Source organism: Pseudomonas sp. NFACC13-1, from assembly GCF_900104425.1.
Lineage (GTDB): Bacteria > Pseudomonadota > Gammaproteobacteria > Pseudomonadales > Pseudomonadaceae > Aquipseudomonas > Aquipseudomonas fluorescens_AA.
The window spans coordinates 130,338-147,629 of sequence record NZ_FMXV01000016.1; the positions used below are offsets into that span (position 1 = coordinate 130,338).

Consider the following 17,292-nt stretch of genomic DNA (forward strand, 5'->3'; position numbering starts at 1 on the left):
TTTAATCTTATAGCTATCCGCAATAGATATTTGATAGTGACTCATGAGTGGCTGTGGGACTACCGGATAGGTCTAGTCCTTTGATAGCGATTATTGCCGGAGCTTTAGGATTCCAGATGTGATAGCGGATGCGTTCGCATCGAGGGTCTCCATCGCAGCGACGGCACGCACATGGGCTTCGCTTGAACCACTGGCTCTAGCCTATAGAGCTACTTCTTCGATTGCAGCGGCTAGCGCGTACTGGTTGTGCAGCAGCAGGGTTAACACGTCTGCTGTTGCTATGCGCGCATCTGTGTTGTCAGGCATAGAGGGCGTCCTTGAGGGCGTGAGGGCGTCTCATAGCGCCCTCACGGTGCTGCTATTTACCTTTTGGTTTCGTTGGTTTCTTCGGCGGTGGGATCGTCTCTACCGTTGTGGTGTTAGGACGCCGTTTTGCCTCTTCGATAGGGATAAACTCGCCGGTCTTTGAGTCCCTGCCACGCTTGTTAACCATGTGCTGCTCCTAATGGCTTATCGTCATTTTGGCGACATCATCAACGCTAGCTTAGGTTGCTAGTTTCTCAAGGGTTCAAGCTGACGGGGTTGTCGTTCTGACGCTCCTCCCACAATGACTTTTCAAACTCTACGACCAGCTCGGTAAGACCAATCCCCAGGACTTCACACAAGTCGCGAAGCTGCACGATATCCAAGCGGCGTGTCCCACTCTCAACGTCACTCATGAACGACTGTGGACGCCCCAGAGCCTTTGAACACTGTACTTGAGTCAGACCGGCCGCCTTCCTGTATTTCTTCAGTAGGGACAACAGGACTGCGTGTTCGGGTTTGTAGATCGTCTTGGGCATGGCTGGACAACTGCGAAATGAGCAGCTGCCAACCTATATCTGGTTTTCAGATATCTGAATTTGGGATATTGTTGTTTCTACCTGTCGTACCCAAGGAACGCTCGATGAACACGATTACTCGCTTGCTCTGCCTGCTACCCCTGTTCGCCTCTACAGCCGCCATGGCTGACACCTACCCTAAGCGAACGCTGGTCGCAGGTTCGATGGTTTGTTACAAGGCTGGTGACTGGACCAAGATGGTGGAAGCCTCGCTTGATCAGGACGAAGATGAAGCTGGCCGTCTGATCGAATCAGGTAAGTGTCGAACGATTTCAACTTCCACTAAGGTCAACTTTATCGAAGGTCCCAAGGACGGTGACAAGTCTGCACTGATCCAGCTCCCCAGCGGCAAAACCGCCATGACAGCGAATGGTTGGTTACGTTGATTTCCGCTCAAGAAAGGAGTTGAGCCAATGCATACATTCAACAACGGATCGAGCGAGGTCAAGATATGAAAGACCAACTCTAGTATTTGACCAGTCAGAAGAAAATCCACCAATCACGTCCTACATCTGCTGATGTACATCCCGACCTGCGGACTGTGGATATTCGTCTGGGGCGTAACCATGCGAAGCAATGATTGGCACAATCGGAAGATAGACAAGCAGATTAGGCAGATGATGAACAAGCGGTAAGTCTAGGACGTAAAATCCGAGCTATTGTGGTTGGGCGGCGAGATGCCGTCCTTCACTTCACTAATGCGAATGTATGGGGAGCGTAAGCTGTGCTGGCTATCGCTCCGTTACTAGTTAGTGCCGATATTGGAATGTAGGAATTAGTGCGTCAGCGTTGGAGCGTAGGAGATCGGCATACTTGATCAGCGCCCGTACAACACGAAGATCAGGTGCAGTTTCTCGCAGGTAATCACGAAGATGATCGTCAATCGCATCTGCTTTCAGTCTCTGCCAGTCACAATGGGCATCTAGTGCATCCGTTCTAAACTCACCGATCTTGAGTGAGCTTTTATGCGTGATTTCAGCTTGTAGACCTCCCCCGAATATCCTAACCCCCGGATATCCAGACTTCGGCGTTTTTCTCCACCATCTAGCAGCCTGATTAATGTACTGAGGGACAAAGCAGCACGTATCAGGGCTGTAAACCCTGTTGCCCGGCTTCAGAATATCCTTATCTAACTGATATCCATCGATGCAGTTTTTATCGAACCAAACTTTGAAGTCAGAGTACCTGTGCCAGCATGGCGCCACTAAGCAATCTGTGTACGTCGCACGTGATCTTGTTGACTTCTCGTTATAACAACGATCAAACATTCCTTTCCAAACGTTGTACGACCAATCGTTTGCACCGGGATCGCCTGTAAAGTCATCTATGCCCACACCGAACAACAAAACATCTTTCGGTTTGTTGGTGGCTGGTTTGGGAATCGTAAATTCTATTGGTGCATAGTCTGGAGTTCTTGATCTCGAACCTTTGCCACGTGGCGGGAGCGTTTCTGTTGCTTGTGTTGCGTAGGTCATATGGCCTCCTTGTTATGTTGGTTGTATTCCTCTGTGAGCGCGACTGCTCGACGTGTCAGTCGAAAGGTCTTTCAATAGTAATAGGACTTTGCTCAAGCCCTTGTGTTACTGGACTTGCAGGCGATTTCTCGCGTAGTTTTTTATGAAAATTTACGTGAGGCTACGCTGCAACCCTGAAGGTCTCTTTCGCAGAGTCCGACTTGTTGTTTACTGGATTCAGATACCAATCTTTCAAGTACCGCTGCCGTGCGTAGTCATCTCCCCGGAAAATCAGTCGAGGATTGAGCGTCAATTTGATCTCGCCCTTGCGAATGTCGCCCTGCCTTGATGTGCTGACCCGGACAATGTTGGTATCGACCAAAGTGCTCAGCTTCTTCATCAGGTTTGACTCCGACGTGCTAAGTGCCTTCGCTAGATCAGCTTGGGGCATGATGATGACGTTGTGGTATTGGACCAACCCGTGCAGCGTGCAAAGGGTATTCATCATCGGCAGGGTGATACGACAATCTAAGCCCGTCCGGCGCCATACACCATGGGCAATGTCCTGTGCGTCAATCAGTGAGTGCAGCGTATGTAGTGGTAGCTTGCGTCGGTCAATGTGCTTTAGGAACGCGCTCAGGTCGTCAGCACTCCGGCACTTGCTTAGTTCGGGCCGGTGGTCAGGACGTTCGGTGAACACAGAAGGCTTGTCGTCATAGCCGAAGATTTCGCCGGTTTCTGAACTGATCAACAGTCCATCGACGTGAAGAAAGGTTGCTGAGGTAAAAGCTGGGCAGTCGAGTGCCATTTTGTTCTCCTGTTCAAGTTCATTTCAATAGGCAAGCCCTCGGGTTGTGCCAGTTGGTTATTCGACGCCCACAAAAAAGCCTCATCTAAAACGCTGCATAAACAGTGTTCGCGTGAGGCTTTTCGAGTTGTCGGCCTGTCCGTCGAGACAGAGGAGCATAATGCACTTTTATGCGGTTCCTGTCAAGTCAATTGTTGACGTGACGCGTAACTATTGATCTAGAAATGGTTGTTCCAAATGTGTTTGTTCGTCCACGCTTTCTCCGAGAGAAATTCTTTAAAAAACTGGTTTCCGGTGGGAGAGAAAGCGTCCTGCTTAGTCCAGACTGCCATGTAAGTCCGAAAACACTGGACAGGACAGAAGTGGGTAATTGGAGTATGGCGAATCTGGTGCAAGTTATGCTCTGGTTTACCGAAGGTTACTAACAAGTTTTCGGTGCAGCTAATAGCCCCCAGCGACACCGTCACAGACCACCGCATACGAACAATTCCCGAAGCATCTCCGCGATGGTCTCAACGGGCACCCCTGAACCGTAGACATCAAAAGTTATCGTACCCGACGCATGCCCCATCACAGCCTGTGCGTAAGCCGTAGGGACCCCTCTGGCCTGCATCAAAGAAGCCAACGAGTGACGCAACGAATGGAACACTAAGCCGGGACCGTAGGACTCCCCAAGAGCCGCCGGGATTGCTTGTTGGTTAGCCCACTCACCGGCTGTCTTGTAGCCAATCTGAGCCAAAGCACCCGCCCCAGATTGCGCGACATACCGCAAGAACGCTGCAAGGTCGAACCCGTAGGCGCCATCAGTCAGTGGCACCAATCGTTCACTGCGTCTGTTCTTGATTGACTTACCTTCGCCCAGCTCGTTGATGTGAATGACCGTGATACCGGATGCAAGGGTCTGAACGTCACCTACCGTCAACTGAGAGATTTCGTTGAGGCGCCCGCCTGTGATTGCTCCAAGGCTGAGCAACCAGCGCTTCCATGAGGTGTCTGGGAGCGTGTTGGAATACGCCACAAGCTTGCCTACCTGATCCTGAGTAAACGCCCTACGGCTAGACTCAGTGCCCTTGGTGAGCTTCAGTTTTTTATCGTATGACTTAGATATGTGACCATTTTCAACTGACCACGCGAGGACAGCTGACAGCTTAACGAGCAGCTTGTTGACGGTTGAAGGCATGCGGCCATCTGCAAGACGATCACGTAGGGCAACGAGGTCAGCCCGAGAGTGCCTCCGCATGTCCAGCTCTCCAAGGGCCGCCGAGATTGTCCCGTGGCAAATCTTGGTTTCCTTCAGGGTCGAGGCTTTTTGGTCTTGCCCACGGTCCGCCAAGTAAAGCGCCGAAAGGGCTTCAAAGGTCACTGCGGGAGCGATTACAGATAAGGACAAGGGAGCGTTCGTTACGGACCTCAGGGGGCTCGATGAGCCGCCTGCCGGGGCAGCATTGTTATCGTGCAAGCCACCCCACGCCTGCACCACATCGCTGGCACGCTTGGACTCAAACAGTTCCACGGTGACCACTCGAAAATATTCCTTCAGAGCGCTCCATGTAGCCTCTGGGTTCTCCAAATGGAATGCCCTGACGAATCCTGAAAGCTGCTCCGAGGCTTCCATCGCCGCACTTCTGTTGCTGGTCTGTAAAGAAACCGCAGCGGCCTCAGAGGTGCTACCAGTAGCCCTGAGACGCATGTAGTAAATCCCGTTGCGTCTGTAGTAATACAGCTTGGCGAGTCTTGTAGTGGGTCTCGAAGGGCTTACCGGACTTGGTACAAGACTTGTAACAGCAGAGCATTCTAAAAGGCGATTCATAAAGGTTTAACCCCGTAAACATTGGGAAAAACCTGTACTCCTTGAAATTCTGGATGTACTGCCGGGAAGATTTGAGGAAACTGAAGCGGATTACGTTGTTGTGGGATTACATCCGCGAGGTGACCGAGCAGAATCAGCCATTGTTGATGGGCGACAGCCGGGAGATGGTGTTCGCCGACTAGTCGGCGATGACCACGATGGCGACGCGGCGGTTTTCGGTGCGACCGCTGGCGGTGTCGTTGGAGGCGACCGGTTTGCTGCTGCCAAGGCCGCGCAGCTGGACGTTCTCTTCGCGCATGCCAACGCTTGTCAGCACCTTGCCCACGCTGGCGGCCCGGCGCATCGACAGTTGTTCGTTGTAGGCCTGGGAGCCCGAGGCGTCGGTATGACCATCGACGCGTACCCGCTCGATGCCCGCCCCCAGCAACGCCTTGCCGATGCGCTCGACGATTTCGGTACTGGCCGGGTTGAGATTTTCCACATCGCTGCCGAACAACACCTTGCCCGACAAACCGAAGGCCCATCCATCGTCGGTCAATTCGAAGCCTTGTTGCTTGAGTACGGCAATTTGCGCCGGGGTCAGGCCTTTCGGCGGGGCCGTCTGGCAACCGCTCAGCGTCAGGATGGCAAGCAAGAACAGCGCCGCGAACCAGCGCAGGGAAAATTGAGGGTATGAACGCACGAGTCAGCTCCTGGTTTGAAGATCAGCGACGGAGTGATCCGACCCCGCCGTATGTTGACCGCCTCGAGCGAGGCGTTTGGCTTGGTACATTGCCGCGTCGGCGGCGTGGAGCAGGGTGCCCGGTGTGGCACCATGATCCGGGTAGACGGCAATGCCGATACTGAGGGAGGTCAACACGGAGGCGTTGCCGGGCAATTGAATCGGCACCTCCATACTGGCGATGATTTTTTCAGCGATCCGCTCGGCATCCTCGGCCTTGTGCAGGGGGGCCAGCAGCACGGCGAATTCATCGCCCCCCAGGCGCGCGACCAGGTCATCCTCGCGCAACTGGGCCCGGACCCGGGTCGCCACGGCCGTCAGCACCGCGTCACCGGCGGCATGGCCGAAGTTGTCATTGATGCCCTTGAACCGGTCGCTGTCCAGGTACAGTACAGCCACTTGCTCGTTGAGCTTGCTGGCATTGCGCAAGGCGCGAATCAGTCGGCCTTCGAAAAACGCCCGGTTCGGCAAGCCGGTCAAACTGTCGTGGCTGGCCTGGTGCGCCAGGGTTTCGTTTTCGCTTTGCAGATGGGTCTGCCAGGACTCCAGTTCATCGAGCAATGCGTTGAAGTCATTGGCCAGGTTATCCAGTTCAGCAATGGCCGCCGGTGGCACGCGTCGGTCCAGGGCTCGTTCGCTGCGTGCCGCGTGGGCCACCTCGGCCAGGCTGCGCAGCGGCCCGGTGATCGCACGCAACTGGCGCCGCGCCAGATAAAGCGCCACCCAGGCACTGACCGCCGTGCACAGGATGATCCCCGTCAGGCCGCTGAGCAAAAAGCGCAACAGGCTGCCGCCATGCCCCGCCAACACGATACGGCCGACGTTCTGCCCTTGATGAACGATCGGCAGGCTGATGGGCTTTTCCAGGAACGCCTTGGCAATGTGTACTTCCAGTTCCGACAACAGGCCGGTTTGCGGTCGCTGCCAGCGTGCCAACAGACGGCCATGTTCATTCAACACCTGGGCATCGGCGACTTCCTCGGTGGAGGCGATCAAGGCCAGTGCTTCGGTGGCCGCGGCCGAATCATCGAAGACCACGGCGGCTTCCACGGTGTAGTTGATCGAACGGGCGATCAGGTGCAGGTTGTGATCGGCGTAGACCCGCAACGCCAGCAGGCCGAGCAAGGTCAGGGAAACACTGGCCATGGTGATAGCCACCAACGCGACGATCAGATGGCCACGACCGATGACCGAGCCCAGGGTGGGACGGACCCTTGGTTTGCGCTGTTTCATGGCGTCGCCGGCCTGCGGCGGGAAAGCTGCAGCACACTTGGATGGATGCGCACACCACTGCGCGCCACAGAGTCAAGGTTGACCTCGAAAGACACTTGTTCATCGCCGACCCGCAGGCAGAACAGGCTCCCCACGGTGCACTGATCGCCGCCTTCGCTGATGCTCAGCACCGGCTTGCCGATCAAGGACGCAAACAAACGGGTGTGCTCATCGCTGGTCAGCCTGCCGACATAGACCGCGTTGCAGTCAGTGGCGATATCAGGATGATCGGCCAGCAGCCGCTGCACCGTCACCGGCCGCCCCGTGGCCTGGGTGGTGCCCTTGACCAGATCGTCGGTGTATTGGGTTGGCCCGACGATACACAGCTTCAGTTGGGTGGGCTCCACGGGCCAGCGTGCGTAACTGAGAATGCCCAACACCACCTGGGTCACCGCTTCGGCCCGCTGCTCGGCCTGGGTCGTGTTGACCTGCTCCTGGGCCATCGCGACAGGCAGCAGCAGACATAAAAGGCCGGCCAGCAGAAAATGCCCCCACCCCTTGCTGCGCACTGCCTCCCGTACAGGCACTTTCATGGAAAGTCTCTTGATCCAGATGATAAGTGCCGGAACGATAGCACAGTGCCAAAAAGCCAGCGAGACCACGTGTTACGCAGACTTCGGAGCGAAACAGGCAAAATTGCCGAGGGGCATGAACCATTAAAAGCTGATGATTCAGTCAGCCTGCTCCAACTCCAGCATCAACCCGCTCAAGCGCTTGACCTTGCGCCGGACTGCTTCCTCGAAGATGCCCACTCGCGGCTCGATCAGGCTGAACCATTGCTTGCCCCGGGTAATGGCGGTGTACACCAGTTCCTTGGTCAAGACCGGGTTCAACGCATCCGGAAGGATCAACGCGGTATGGGTGAATTCCGAACCCTGGGATTTGTGCACCGTCATGGCATACACGGTTTCCACGTCATTGAGTCGGCTGGGCAGGACGAAACGCACACCGCCCTGGCCGTCATTGCGCGGGAAAGCGACCCGCAGGACCTGCTTGCCGGCATCGGGCCCGTCACGTTCGGGCAGCTTGAGGGCGATGCCGATATCGCCATTCATCAACCCCAGCCCATAGTCGTTACGGGTCATCAGCACCGGGCGTCCTTCGTACCACTGGTGATCGCTATCGATAAGGCGGGCCTTGAGCAATGCGGCGGTGATCCGTTGGTTCAACCCTTCAACGCCCCACGGGCCTTTCCGCACCGCGCAAAGCAATTGGAACTCGTCGAAGGCCGCCAGTACCTCTCGAGCCCAATCGGCCCAACAGCCGTCTTCCAAGGGGCGGGAAATGGCCGGGCGACGCTGCCGCAGCAGGCTCAGGTAATGCCGATACCCCTGGGGCCCTTCTGGCTTGCCGTCGAGCAACAGCTTTTCCAGCTTGGTGTCGTGCTCACTCGTCAATTTCAGGAAGGACAGATCGGCATATTGCCCTTGCTCCAGCAACTGACGGGCTTTTTCCGGCTGTTGCTGGTTGACCCAGCGAGCCAGTTGACCGATCCCACTGCCTTCGCCGAAGCGTCGGGAATGCCTGAGCATGACCACTTGCTGCGCCAGGGGATGAGTGCCGTCGAGGTCTTGCCGCAGGTCACTGGCCGCCAGGTTTTCACCACTGACCGACTCAAGCCAGGCTCGGGTCCGGGGACTGTACCAACCGTCCTCGGCGTCTCGACACAAATCCCCCAGCACCGCACCGGCCTCTACAGAAGCCAACTGGTCCTTGTCCCCCAGCAACACCAACCGTGCATGGGTCGGCAGTGCATCCAGCAGATTGGCCATCATCTCCAGGTCGATCATCGACGCCTCATCGACCACCAACACATCCAGCGGCAAGCGATTGCCTGCATGGTGACGAAAATGCCGGGTGCCGGGGCGGCTGCCCAGCAAACGATGGACTGTCGTGACGTCGCACGGAATGCGTTCGCGCACAGCCTCATCCACGTCCAGGGTCCGGACCTGCTGGCTGATGGACTCGGTCAGGCGTGCCGCCGCCTTGCCCGTGGGCGCAGCCAGGCGAATTCGCAGCGGCCTCCCAGCCTCGACAGCCGGAGCCTGCAACAACGCCAGCAGGCGCACAACGGTGGTGGTCTTGCCGGTACCCGGACCACCGGTCACGATACTGAAGGCCCCGCGAGTCGCCAGCGCGCAAGCCAGCTTCTGCCAATCGATCGGGCCGTTGGCATTGGCCGGCCCGAACAACCCGTCCAAACGCTCGCGCAGATCCCCGGGCGCCGCTTCATGGTCAATCAGCCGTTGGCGCAACGCCTCGTCGATCCGTCGTTCATAATCCCAGTAGCGGCGCAGATAAAGACGCTTGCCAGACAGCACCAACGGACGTTGCTGCGCCTCCTCGCTCCCATCCGCAGCCAAGGCCACCAGCCGGCTGGACGCCAGGGCCTTGCACCAATGGGCGCCGTCCAGTGTCTGCAATATTTGCGAGGGCAACAGCATCACGCCTGGCTGCAGGTCGCCCTCGGGGGGCAGCGACAGGGCGAAGTCCGGCTCCTTGAGGGTCTCGAATACATCCAGGCAAACATGCCCGTGGCCCAGTTGATGACTGGTCAGCGCAGCGGCGAGCAGGACCAAGGGATCATCGTTCGGCGCCAGTTCATGGAGGAACGCCACGAATGCCTTGTCCAGGGCCCGCAACCAGCCGCGCTCGACCCAGCGCGTCAGTAACGACAGCAGGTCCTGGGCACGGCTCAAGGGGGCCAGGTCAACCGGGCTCTCGTCGTCGGCGGCCTTGGGCAGCAGGTCGGCAAAGGAACGACTCATAGCAGTTCTCCCTGTACCCACGCCGGCTCGGCCTTGGGTTCGGGCGCGCCTTGGAACAGCCGATCCAGTTGTTCGATCAAGGCCCGTGGCGGCTTGGTGAAGTACACGCCCTGGCTGGTCGAGCGGGTGCCGCGAAGGAACAGGTAGAGCGCGCCGCCGACATGCCGGTCGTAGTCGTAATCGGGAAGCCGCGCCTTGAGCTGGCGATGCAGGGCCAACAGGTACAGCACGTATTGCAGGTCGTAGCGATGGTCCAGGATCGACTGTTCCATGGCCTGTACGGTGTAGGCCATGTCATCGACACCCAGCCAGTTGGATTTGTAATCGGCCACGTAATACCGACCGTCGTGTTCGAACGTCAAATCGATGAAGCCCTTGAACATGCCGTTGAGCAGCACCGGTTCCGCCGCGACACGGGCCACACCGCCATGGGTGAACCGGCAAACCAGTTGATCGAGCTTTTGCACATCGACCTTGTGGCTGGCGAACCAGAACTCCATCTCGACCTGGAAACGGGTCAGTTGTTCGAGCACCACCGGCGCCTGGTCGTCGCCGACGGGCATGGGCATTCTGATCAGGTGCTGCAGCCAGTCGCTCAATGTGGCGATCCAACCTTTCCAGCCTCGGCGATTGCAGCGTCGGGCAATGGCATCCTCGATATCCGCCGGCGCAGATGAAAAGCCTTCCCCCGCGGCCCACTCCAAGAGGCCATGGAGGAAAGTGCCGGGGCCGGGACCACGGGGAAAACGGTGGATATCGCCACCGATGGCGTTGGTCTCCCTGGGAGCGTCCGGGTCCAGTCGCTCATCGTCGAACAGCTTCTGGGCCTGCGGATTCTCTGGCGCGGTATCGCTGCCTTCGCTCAGGCTTTCGCCGATGCGCAGGGCGCTGTAAGACGCGATCCACCAATTTTCGCTGGCTTTTCGCAAGGGCACCAAGGGTTCTAGCAACACAGCGTCGTTGCGCGACGGCCGGTAGCGTTCGTCGGTCGCTTCGGGCACTGGCTGGCAACTCACCGCGACACTGCCTTGTTGCAGGTCTTCCAGCCAACGCCTCAGCTCCATCGACTCGGCCAACGGCACACCGCCGCCCAACAGATAACCCAGCGCGGACACATGCAGGATCGAGCTGTTGTTGTTGCCCCGCTTGAGATCCGCCACACCCAGCCAGCAGGCATGTTGCGCACGGGTCAGTGCCACGTAGAGCAGCCGCAGATCCTCGGCCAGACGCTCGTCATCGGCCTTGGCGATCAATTCGGCGGTGGGGGTGAGGCTGATCTGCGCCTTGTTGGCCTCATCGTGGTAATGCAACGGCAATCGACTGCCATCCACCGGTTTCGTCGAACAGATGAAGGGCAAGAAAACCAACGGATATTCAAGGCCCTTGGACTTGTGGATCGTGACCACCTTGACCAACTGCTCATCGCTTTCCAGGCGCAGGATCTGCTCTTCCCCCGCCTGCCCGGACAAGGCCAGGTGTTCGGACAAATGCCGGATCAAGGCTTGTTCGCCATCCAGTTCACCGGCGGCCTGCTGCAACAGCTCGCAAAGGTGCAGCAAGTTGGTCAGCACCCGCTCGCCATCGCTGCGCGCCATCAAGGCCTGGGGCAGTTCGAAATCATGCAGCAGGCGGCGCAACATCGGCAGCACACCCTGGCTACGCCAGACCGAGCGATAACCACGAAACTGCATGACCCGGGCTTCCCAGGCCAGCTCATCCTGATTGAGGCGCTCCAGCTCCGTCAGCGGCAGGTTCAACGTGATGCTGGCCAGCGCTGCCCGTAGCGGTCGCTCCACATCCGGCTCGGCGCAGGCCTTGAGCCAGGTCAGCAAATCCCGCGCCTCTTGCGATGCGAAGACCGAATCCTTGTCGGACAGATAGACACTGCGCACGCCCCGCGCGGACAACTCGTCTCGCACGGCCTGCGCTTCTTTACCGTCGCGCACCAGGATGGCGATATCCGCCGGGCGCAACCCGCGCAACGTTTCGCCATCGACCATGAAACCGTCGCGTCCCGACTGGCCACCGTTGAGCAATGCCGTGATCTCACTGGCGCAGGCGGCCGCCATGGATTGCCGGTACACCGCACCGGAAAGCGGCTGCTCCGACGGCAGGTGCCAGATATTCAGCGCTGCAACGGCCTGTCCTGCCACCTGCAAGGACTCCTTGCGCCCCTGGGACTCAACGGACAGGAACGGCACCGGGTTCTCACCCGAAGGTTCACGGAACAGAAAGGCGCCGCGCCCCTTTGGACGGGACTCGGCCTTCTGGAAAATATGGTTTACCGCACCCACCATGGCATGGCTGGAACGGAAGTTCGTGCCCAGCGTATGCAACCGGCCGGCGGTGGCCTGGCGAGCACGCAGGTAGGTGTAGATGTCGGCACCGCGAAAAGCGTAGATCGCTTGCTTCGGATCGCCGATCAGGAAAAGCCCGGTCTCAGGATCGTTGTCTTCGATGCGGTAGATGCTTTCGAAGATCCGGTATTGAACCGGGTCGGTGTCCTGGAACTCATCGATCAGCGCCACCGGGAACTGCTCGCGGATCAGGCTCGCCAGACGCTCGCCCCCGTCGGCCTGCAACGCCGCGTCGAGACGCAACAACATGTCGTCGAAGCCCATTTCGGCGCGGCGACGCTTCTCGGCTTCGAAACGCGCCCCGACCCATCGCGCGGCATGCTGCAACACGGCGGCATCTGGCGTGGGCAACGCATCCAGGCTGGCCTTGAGACCGGCCATGGCGTCCAGCCCGGGATGGCTGGGCACTTCACCTTTCCAGGCTTCGGCCATACCTTCGGGGGTCAGGCGCGTGAACCCGGTGCCGATGTCCAACAGCTCAAGGCTTTCGTCATCGACCCAGGCGGTGATTTTCTGAAACCACGGTTCGAAGTAACGCGCCTGCATCTTGCGCCCATCGACAGACTTGCTGGCGACACCTTGCTGGCAGATCTCCAGCAGTTCCACGGCCCACTGTCGCCATGGCGCCTTGAGATCGAGCAAGGCAGCACTGCGCTCCTGCAGGGAGGCGGCGATGAGTTCGGCAGGCTCAAGCCCGTCAGCGTCGCCACGCTCGCTGGAAAACAGCCCCCTCACCCGTGGCAACAGCGCAGCCGGCCCTCCCCAATGGGTACGCACCCAATTCAGCGCCTCGCCTTGCATCGAATAGCAGAACAGGCGCCAGTAATCGCGCAATACCTCGCCCAGCAATTCACTGTGGTCGGTTTCCAGGGTCTGGGTAAACAGGCTGCCGCTGTCGAAGGCATGCTCACGCAACATCCGCTGGCACCAGCTATGGATGGTCGAAACGGCCGCTTCGTCCATCCACTGCGCGGCGATGTCCAGCCGGTTCGCGCAGCCGGGCCATTGCTCGGCACTGAATTCATCGCGCAATGCAGCGATCAGTGAATCCGGGGCTGGAATCTCGTCGCGAAAGAAGCGTGCGGCTTCGGCCAGACGGGTGCGAATTCGTTCACGCAATTCCTTGGTGGCAGCGTCCGTAAAGGTCACCACCAGGATTTGCGGCGGAAGCAGTTCGCGACCAAAACCGGACGCCGAACCGCCGTGCCCCAGCACCAGACGCAGGTACAGCGCCGAAATGGTGAAGGTCTTGCCGGTACCGGCGCTGGCCTCGATCAGTTGGCTGCCTCGTAGCGGAAAAGCCAGGGCCAATGGTGTCTGCCGACTCATGAACGGGCCTCCTCGCCGGCCGATGAACGCCATGGGGCTTCGAGCAAGGGCCGATAAAGCGCATCGCACCAGTCGGGGAATGTTTCGTCAGCCATCAAGGCCGCGAAATCCGGAAACTGTCGAGCCAAGGCCGGGTTTTCCCGCCGTTCGCCTTCAAACGTCTGTCCATCGCCCTCATAGGCTTTGCGCGCCGCGGCTTCGGCCTTGAGCGGATCACTCTGGCCCAGCCAGGCGAAAGCCGTCTTCACCGCGATCGGCAGCGGCTGGCGCATACCGGTCTGCCAAGCCTGCAGCATATCGCCCAGCAGCTTTCGTGCGGCAGGCTCTTCGAAAGGTGCCAACAGCAAGCTGTCATCACTGGCCACCAGCGCCGTCGTCAACGACAAGCCGTGAGCACAGGCCACGAGATGGTTGACCCAGGGCCGTATCAGGCGATGCCACTTGCGGCTCTTGGTGGAACCGATGCTATTGGGTATAGCCGTGATGGCAAGGACCGCACCGTCGGCGCGTTGGTGCAGGCCACTGAGCCACCCTTCGACACTCACGCCCTGCAAGTGCAGGCTGACGGGCACGGCACTGGTCAGCGGTGTGGGCCATAACGCCAGAAGCTGTTGGTAACGCTGGAGCAGATCCGGCAAGGGTTCGATCAATTCGCGCTGCATACACTCTCCGAACCCGGCCATCGGTAACAGGCCGCTGTTCTGGAGTCTCTGGGTGTGGGCGGCCAGGGCCAGATCCGGCTGGTCCAGGCGTACCAGCGCAGCCTCGAGCAGGCTGTCACTCAGGGTGTAGCGTTGCAGCGCATCGAGCACGAAAGGCTCGTCATCGGCCAGAGGCGCCTCGATGGCTTCGAAGAATACTTTCAGCCGCTGGCTGAAAAAATGGCGGACGGGATTGCGCAGGAAGTCCTGTAACTGACCGAGGCCCAAAGGTTCTTCCTGGACGTAAGGTGCCAGCACCTGGGTTTTATCGGTGTGATCGGAGGTGTCGTGGAGCATTCGCCATTCGCTGGCGTAACTGAACAGCTCGTCACCTTGATGGAAATAACGCGCACTGAACGGTTGCAGCGGATGTTCCCGGGTCAGGGCATCGAGAAGACTCTTGCTGTCATCGGCCAACCGCCAGCCACTGGCGAGATGATCGCGCAGTTGGCCGATCAACACCGATGCCGGTCGTTCACTGTTGTCGCGAATGCTGCGCCCCACCCAACTGATGTACAGCTTTTCCCGGGCCGAAAGCAGCGCCTCCAACAACAGGTAGCGGTCATCCTCACGGCGGGAACGATCGCCCGGGCGATAATCGCCGCCCATCAGATCGAAGTCCAAGGGTGGCTGGGCTCGCGGGTAATCACCGTCATTCATCCCCAGCAGGCACACAAGCCTGAAGGGGATCGCGCGCATCGGCATCAAGGTACAGAAGTTGACGGCTCCGGCCAGGAAGCGTTGGGACAGTCGCCCCTGATCCAGCCCGGCCAACCACGCTTCACGTACCACCGTCAGCGGCAATTCATCTTGCAGCCCCACCGACTCACAGGTTTCCAGCCAGGTTTCACGCAAGTCTTCGAGTTGGGCCAGCAAATAGTCGTCATGCTCGCTGCTCGCCTGGAAAAACAGCTGCATCAAGTCGTGCAGGCGCGAACCCCATTGCTGCGGCGATGCCGGCTGGGTGAGTTCCTGATGAGCGACTTCCAGGGCATCCAGCAACGCAACCAGTGGACCGATCAATGCCGCATCCAGACCGCCGATCTCGTCATAGGGCTCGATGCAGTCATAGGCCTGCGAACTGCCGACAGCATACCCCAGCAACATGCGACGCAAGCCGAAACGCCAGCTGTTCTGCTCAAGCTCCGCAGGCAGGCCCAGCCCGGCACGGTGTTCGGCGCTCATCCCCCAGCGGATCCCCGCACCTTCGATCCAGCGGTGCAATGTCGGCAGGTCGGCCTCATCGATGCCAAACCGTTCGCGCAACGCCGGGACATCCAGCAGATCGAGGATTTCGCTGACCGGGAAACGACTGTCCGGCAACTTGAGCAAATGCTCGACGGCGATCAGCAGTGGATCACGTCCACGCTGGCCCTGGTCCGTCAGCGTGAATGGAATGAAACGAGGGTCGCTCCGGTCGAGCTGGCCGAACACCGCGCGAATGTGCGGCGCATAACTGTCGATGTCCGGGACCATAACGATGATATCCCGTGGGCGCAGGGTCGGATCCGCACTGAAGTGGGCCAGCAACTGGTCATGGAGAATCTCGACTTCACGCTGGGCACCGTGGGCCACATGAAAGCGGATCGAGCCGTCTCGCTGCGTATCGACGACAGGCCAGTGTTCCCGGGTTTCGTTCAGGGGACGCAGCTCCAGGATGTCATCCTGCAACTGACTGAGCAGGGTCGTGGGGGTCCCATCCGTAAACAGGTCGATTCGCCCATCGCGAAATACCGCACGGTAGCTGTTGGGGTCGTCGTAGCTGTCGAGCAGGTTGATATAGTCGCGCCCCTGCTTGCCCCAGGCAGCCAATAACGGATGGGCATGTTGATGCAGGGTTTGCGGATCGAGGACGGCGGGCATGCCGGTCTTGCGGGCCTGACGCTTGTATTGGTGGCGCAGCAGATCCTTGTCGGCGACGATATCCGCCCAATGATGACGACACGGGTTATGCACGCAGAGCAGAACCTGGCTGAACCGGGAAAGACCGGCAAGCGCCTCGAGGACCTGGGCAGGCAACGAAGAAATACCGAATACGATGACCCGCGCGGGCAAGCCTTTCGGAGCGACTTCCAAGTTGTTGATACGCTCGATGTAGCGCTGGTGGACGCCGGCACGGCTTTGCGCCATGCCTTGTTCACCCACATCCAGCAACAAGGCTCGCCACAGTTCCGCTTGCCAGCAATTCGCCGGCGAGAGCGGCTTGATTTCGCCTCGGACATTTCGTGTCTGGTGTCGACCTTCAGCCCAATCCTCGAGCCAGTCGGCCCGGTACACCTGGTACTGGTCGAACAGATCGGCAAGGCGCTCGGACAGTTGATAGCGCTTGCGCAGGTCGGTGTCGTGGGTGAGGAATCGTCGCAAAGGTTCGAAATGAGGCTGCTCGATCAACTGCGGCAGCAGGCGCATCAGGCGCCAGATCAGCGGAGCCTTGTCCAATAGGGACTTGGCTGGAATCTCGTCACGCCCCAGGACTGTTCGATACAGCTGCCACATGAAACTGCCCGGCAGTTGCACATCAATGGCCGCCGCAATACCGCAGCCGCCGGAGTCATCATCTTCCGGGTCTTCAGCCAGTGCGAGCTTGAGCCATTGGGCAATACCGTTGCTTTGCACCAAGGCGATTTCATTTTCAAGGGGAGCCAGCGGGTAGCGCCGCATCAAGCTGATCACCAGGCTGCGCAACTCATCGAGGCGATTCCCGTGAACCACCATGAAAGCTGGGCTGAGGGACGTAGCGTCCGGCATGAAAGGCATCCTTGAAAATGCAAAAGCTAGGGCAGAACCTTAGCACTGTCGGGGGACTGTGACAGCCGGGAGCTGTCCGCGCTTGTCGTAAGAACTTTCCTGCGGGCAAAACAAAACCCCTACCTGCGTCAGCAGATAGGGGTTTCGGAATTTAATCTTGACGATGACCTACTCTCACATGGGGAAACCCCACACTACCATCGGCGATGCATCGTTTCACTTCTGAGTTCGGGATGGGATCAGGTGGTTCCAATGCTCTATGGTCGTCAAGAAATTCGGTAGCCAGCGCGTGCCTTGCGGTCACGTTCCAGCGAATGGGTATGCGATAGTTTGTGTGTCGCGGTCGAGCGTCTCGAACTTTCGGTTCGTTTCGTCTTCACACACCGCAATCTGGTTCTCCTTCGCCCTGGGGCTTGGAGCTTACAAATTGCTTGGGTGTTATA

General features: G+C 58.8%; 11 protein-coding genes, 1 rRNA gene and 2 pseudogenes. 2 read left to right on the forward strand and 12 right to left on the reverse strand.

The genetic code is table 11. The features are described from left to right. Positions 1-90 precede the first annotated feature (90 nt). Positions 91-306 (reverse strand): annotated as a pseudogene (locus tag BLQ55_RS32575) (hypothetical protein). A gap of 254 nt (positions 307-560) precedes the next feature. Then, complete coding sequence (locus BLQ55_RS19880; RefSeq protein ID WP_092256151.1) at positions 561-842, reverse strand: helix-turn-helix domain-containing protein; 282 nt, start codon at positions 840-842, stop codon at positions 561-563. A 104-nt stretch (positions 843-946) separates the two neighbouring features. On the opposite strand from BLQ55_RS19880, the gene BLQ55_RS19885 reads away from it, so the two are divergent. Further along, positions 947-1,267, forward strand: a complete 321-nt coding sequence (locus BLQ55_RS19885) for a hypothetical protein (RefSeq protein ID WP_092256154.1) — start codon at positions 947-949, stop codon at positions 1,265-1,267. A gap of 363 nt (positions 1,268-1,630) precedes the next feature. Here BLQ55_RS19885 and BLQ55_RS31690 read toward each other — a convergent pair whose 3' ends face one another. The 3 genes from BLQ55_RS31690 to BLQ55_RS19895 form a co-directional block, all read right to left on the reverse strand. Continuing rightward, positions 1,631-2,356 (reverse strand): hypothetical protein, encoded by a 726-nt coding sequence (locus BLQ55_RS31690; RefSeq protein WP_143011754.1) that lies wholly within the window; start codon positions 2,354-2,356, stop codon positions 1,631-1,633. Positions 2,357-2,516: 160 nt separating this feature from the next. After that, complete coding sequence (locus BLQ55_RS19890) at positions 2,517-3,143, reverse strand: helix-turn-helix domain-containing protein (RefSeq protein ID WP_092256157.1); 627 nt, start codon at positions 3,141-3,143, stop codon at positions 2,517-2,519. Between the two features lie 463 nt (positions 3,144-3,606). Further along, the gene (locus BLQ55_RS19895; RefSeq protein ID WP_256326613.1) at positions 3,607-4,833 is read right to left on the reverse strand and encodes a tyrosine-type recombinase/integrase; all 1,227 of its coding nucleotides are present in this window, start codon (positions 4,831-4,833) and stop codon (positions 3,607-3,609) included. A gap of 164 nt (positions 4,834-4,997) precedes the next feature. On the opposite strand from BLQ55_RS19895, the pseudogene BLQ55_RS31695 reads away from it, so the two are divergent. Continuing rightward, positions 4,998-5,135, forward strand: a pseudogene (locus tag BLQ55_RS31695) (LysR family transcriptional regulator); the annotation flags it as partial. On the opposite strand, the gene BLQ55_RS19900 reads toward BLQ55_RS31695, so the two are convergent. The 7 genes from BLQ55_RS19900 to rrf all read right to left on the reverse strand — a co-directional run bounded on the left by BLQ55_RS19900 (position 5,132) and on the right by rrf (position 17,120). After that, a complete protein-coding gene (locus BLQ55_RS19900) occupies positions 5,132-5,635 on the reverse strand; it encodes an outer membrane lipoprotein YfiB (protein ID WP_092256163.1) in 504 nt (167 codons plus the stop codon). The pseudogene BLQ55_RS31695 and the gene BLQ55_RS19900 sit on opposite strands and share 4 nt — an antisense overlap. A gap of 3 nt (positions 5,636-5,638) precedes the next feature. Beyond that, entirely contained in the window at positions 5,639-6,907 is a 1,269-nt protein-coding gene (locus BLQ55_RS19905) for a diguanylate cyclase DgcN/YfiN (RefSeq protein WP_092201968.1), read from the reverse strand. Continuing rightward, positions 6,904-7,479: a regulatory sequestration protein YfiR gene (locus BLQ55_RS19910; RefSeq protein ID WP_092201966.1), complete on the reverse strand. Its 576-nt coding sequence runs from the start codon at positions 7,477-7,479 to the stop codon at positions 6,904-6,906. The genes BLQ55_RS19905 and BLQ55_RS19910 overlap by 4 nt, the downstream gene beginning before the upstream one ends. A 138-nt stretch (positions 7,480-7,617) precedes the next feature. Continuing rightward, positions 7,618-9,714: an exodeoxyribonuclease V subunit alpha gene (gene recD / locus BLQ55_RS19915; protein WP_092256165.1), complete on the reverse strand. Its 2,097-nt coding sequence runs from the start codon at positions 9,712-9,714 to the stop codon at positions 7,618-7,620. Then, complete coding sequence (gene recB / locus BLQ55_RS19920; RefSeq protein ID WP_092256178.1) at positions 9,711-13,400, reverse strand: exodeoxyribonuclease V subunit beta; 3,690 nt, start codon at positions 13,398-13,400, stop codon at positions 9,711-9,713. Before recB ends, recD begins: the two co-directional genes overlap by 4 nt. Next, positions 13,397-16,849 (reverse strand): exodeoxyribonuclease V subunit gamma, encoded by a 3,453-nt coding sequence (recC, locus tag BLQ55_RS19925; RefSeq protein WP_092256181.1) that lies wholly within the window; start codon positions 16,847-16,849, stop codon positions 13,397-13,399. The genes recB and recC overlap by 4 nt, the downstream gene beginning before the upstream one ends. Before the next feature lie 155 nt (positions 16,850-17,004). After that, positions 17,005-17,120 (reverse strand): 5S ribosomal RNA (rrf, locus tag BLQ55_RS19930). Positions 17,121-17,292: the final 172 nt, after the last annotated feature.

Bases quoted from the DNA above. Each gene is read 5' to 3' on its own strand.
- BLQ55_RS19880 (WP_092256151.1), bottom strand. From the start codon at position 842: ATGCCCAAGACGATCTACAAACCCGAACACGCAGTCCTGTTGTCCCTA.
- BLQ55_RS19885 (WP_092256154.1), top strand. From the start codon at position 947: ATGAACACGATTACTCGCTTGCTCTGCCTGCTACCCCTGTTCGCCTCT.
- BLQ55_RS31690 (WP_143011754.1), bottom strand. From the start codon at position 2,356: ATGACCTACGCAACACAAGCAACAGAAACGCTCCCGCCACGTGGCAAA.
- BLQ55_RS19890 (WP_092256157.1), bottom strand. From the start codon at position 3,143: ATGGCACTCGACTGCCCAGCTTTTACCTCAGCAACCTTTCTTCACGTC.
- BLQ55_RS19895 (WP_256326613.1), bottom strand. From the start codon at position 4,833: ATGCGTCTCAGGGCTACTGGTAGCACCTCTGAGGCCGCTGCGGTTTCT.
- BLQ55_RS19905 (WP_092201968.1), bottom strand. From the start codon at position 6,907: ATGAAACAGCGCAAACCAAGGGTCCGTCCCACCCTGGGCTCGGTCATC.
- BLQ55_RS19910 (WP_092201966.1), bottom strand. From the start codon at position 7,479: ATGAAAGTGCCTGTACGGGAGGCAGTGCGCAGCAAGGGGTGGGGGCAT.
- recD (WP_092256165.1), bottom strand. From the start codon at position 9,714: ATGAGTCGTTCCTTTGCCGACCTGCTGCCCAAGGCCGCCGACGACGAG.
- recB (WP_092256178.1), bottom strand. From the start codon at position 13,400: ATGAGTCGGCAGACACCATTGGCCCTGGCTTTTCCGCTACGAGGCAGC.
- recC (WP_092256181.1), bottom strand. From the start codon at position 16,849: ATGCCGGACGCTACGTCCCTCAGCCCAGCTTTCATGGTGGTTCACGGG.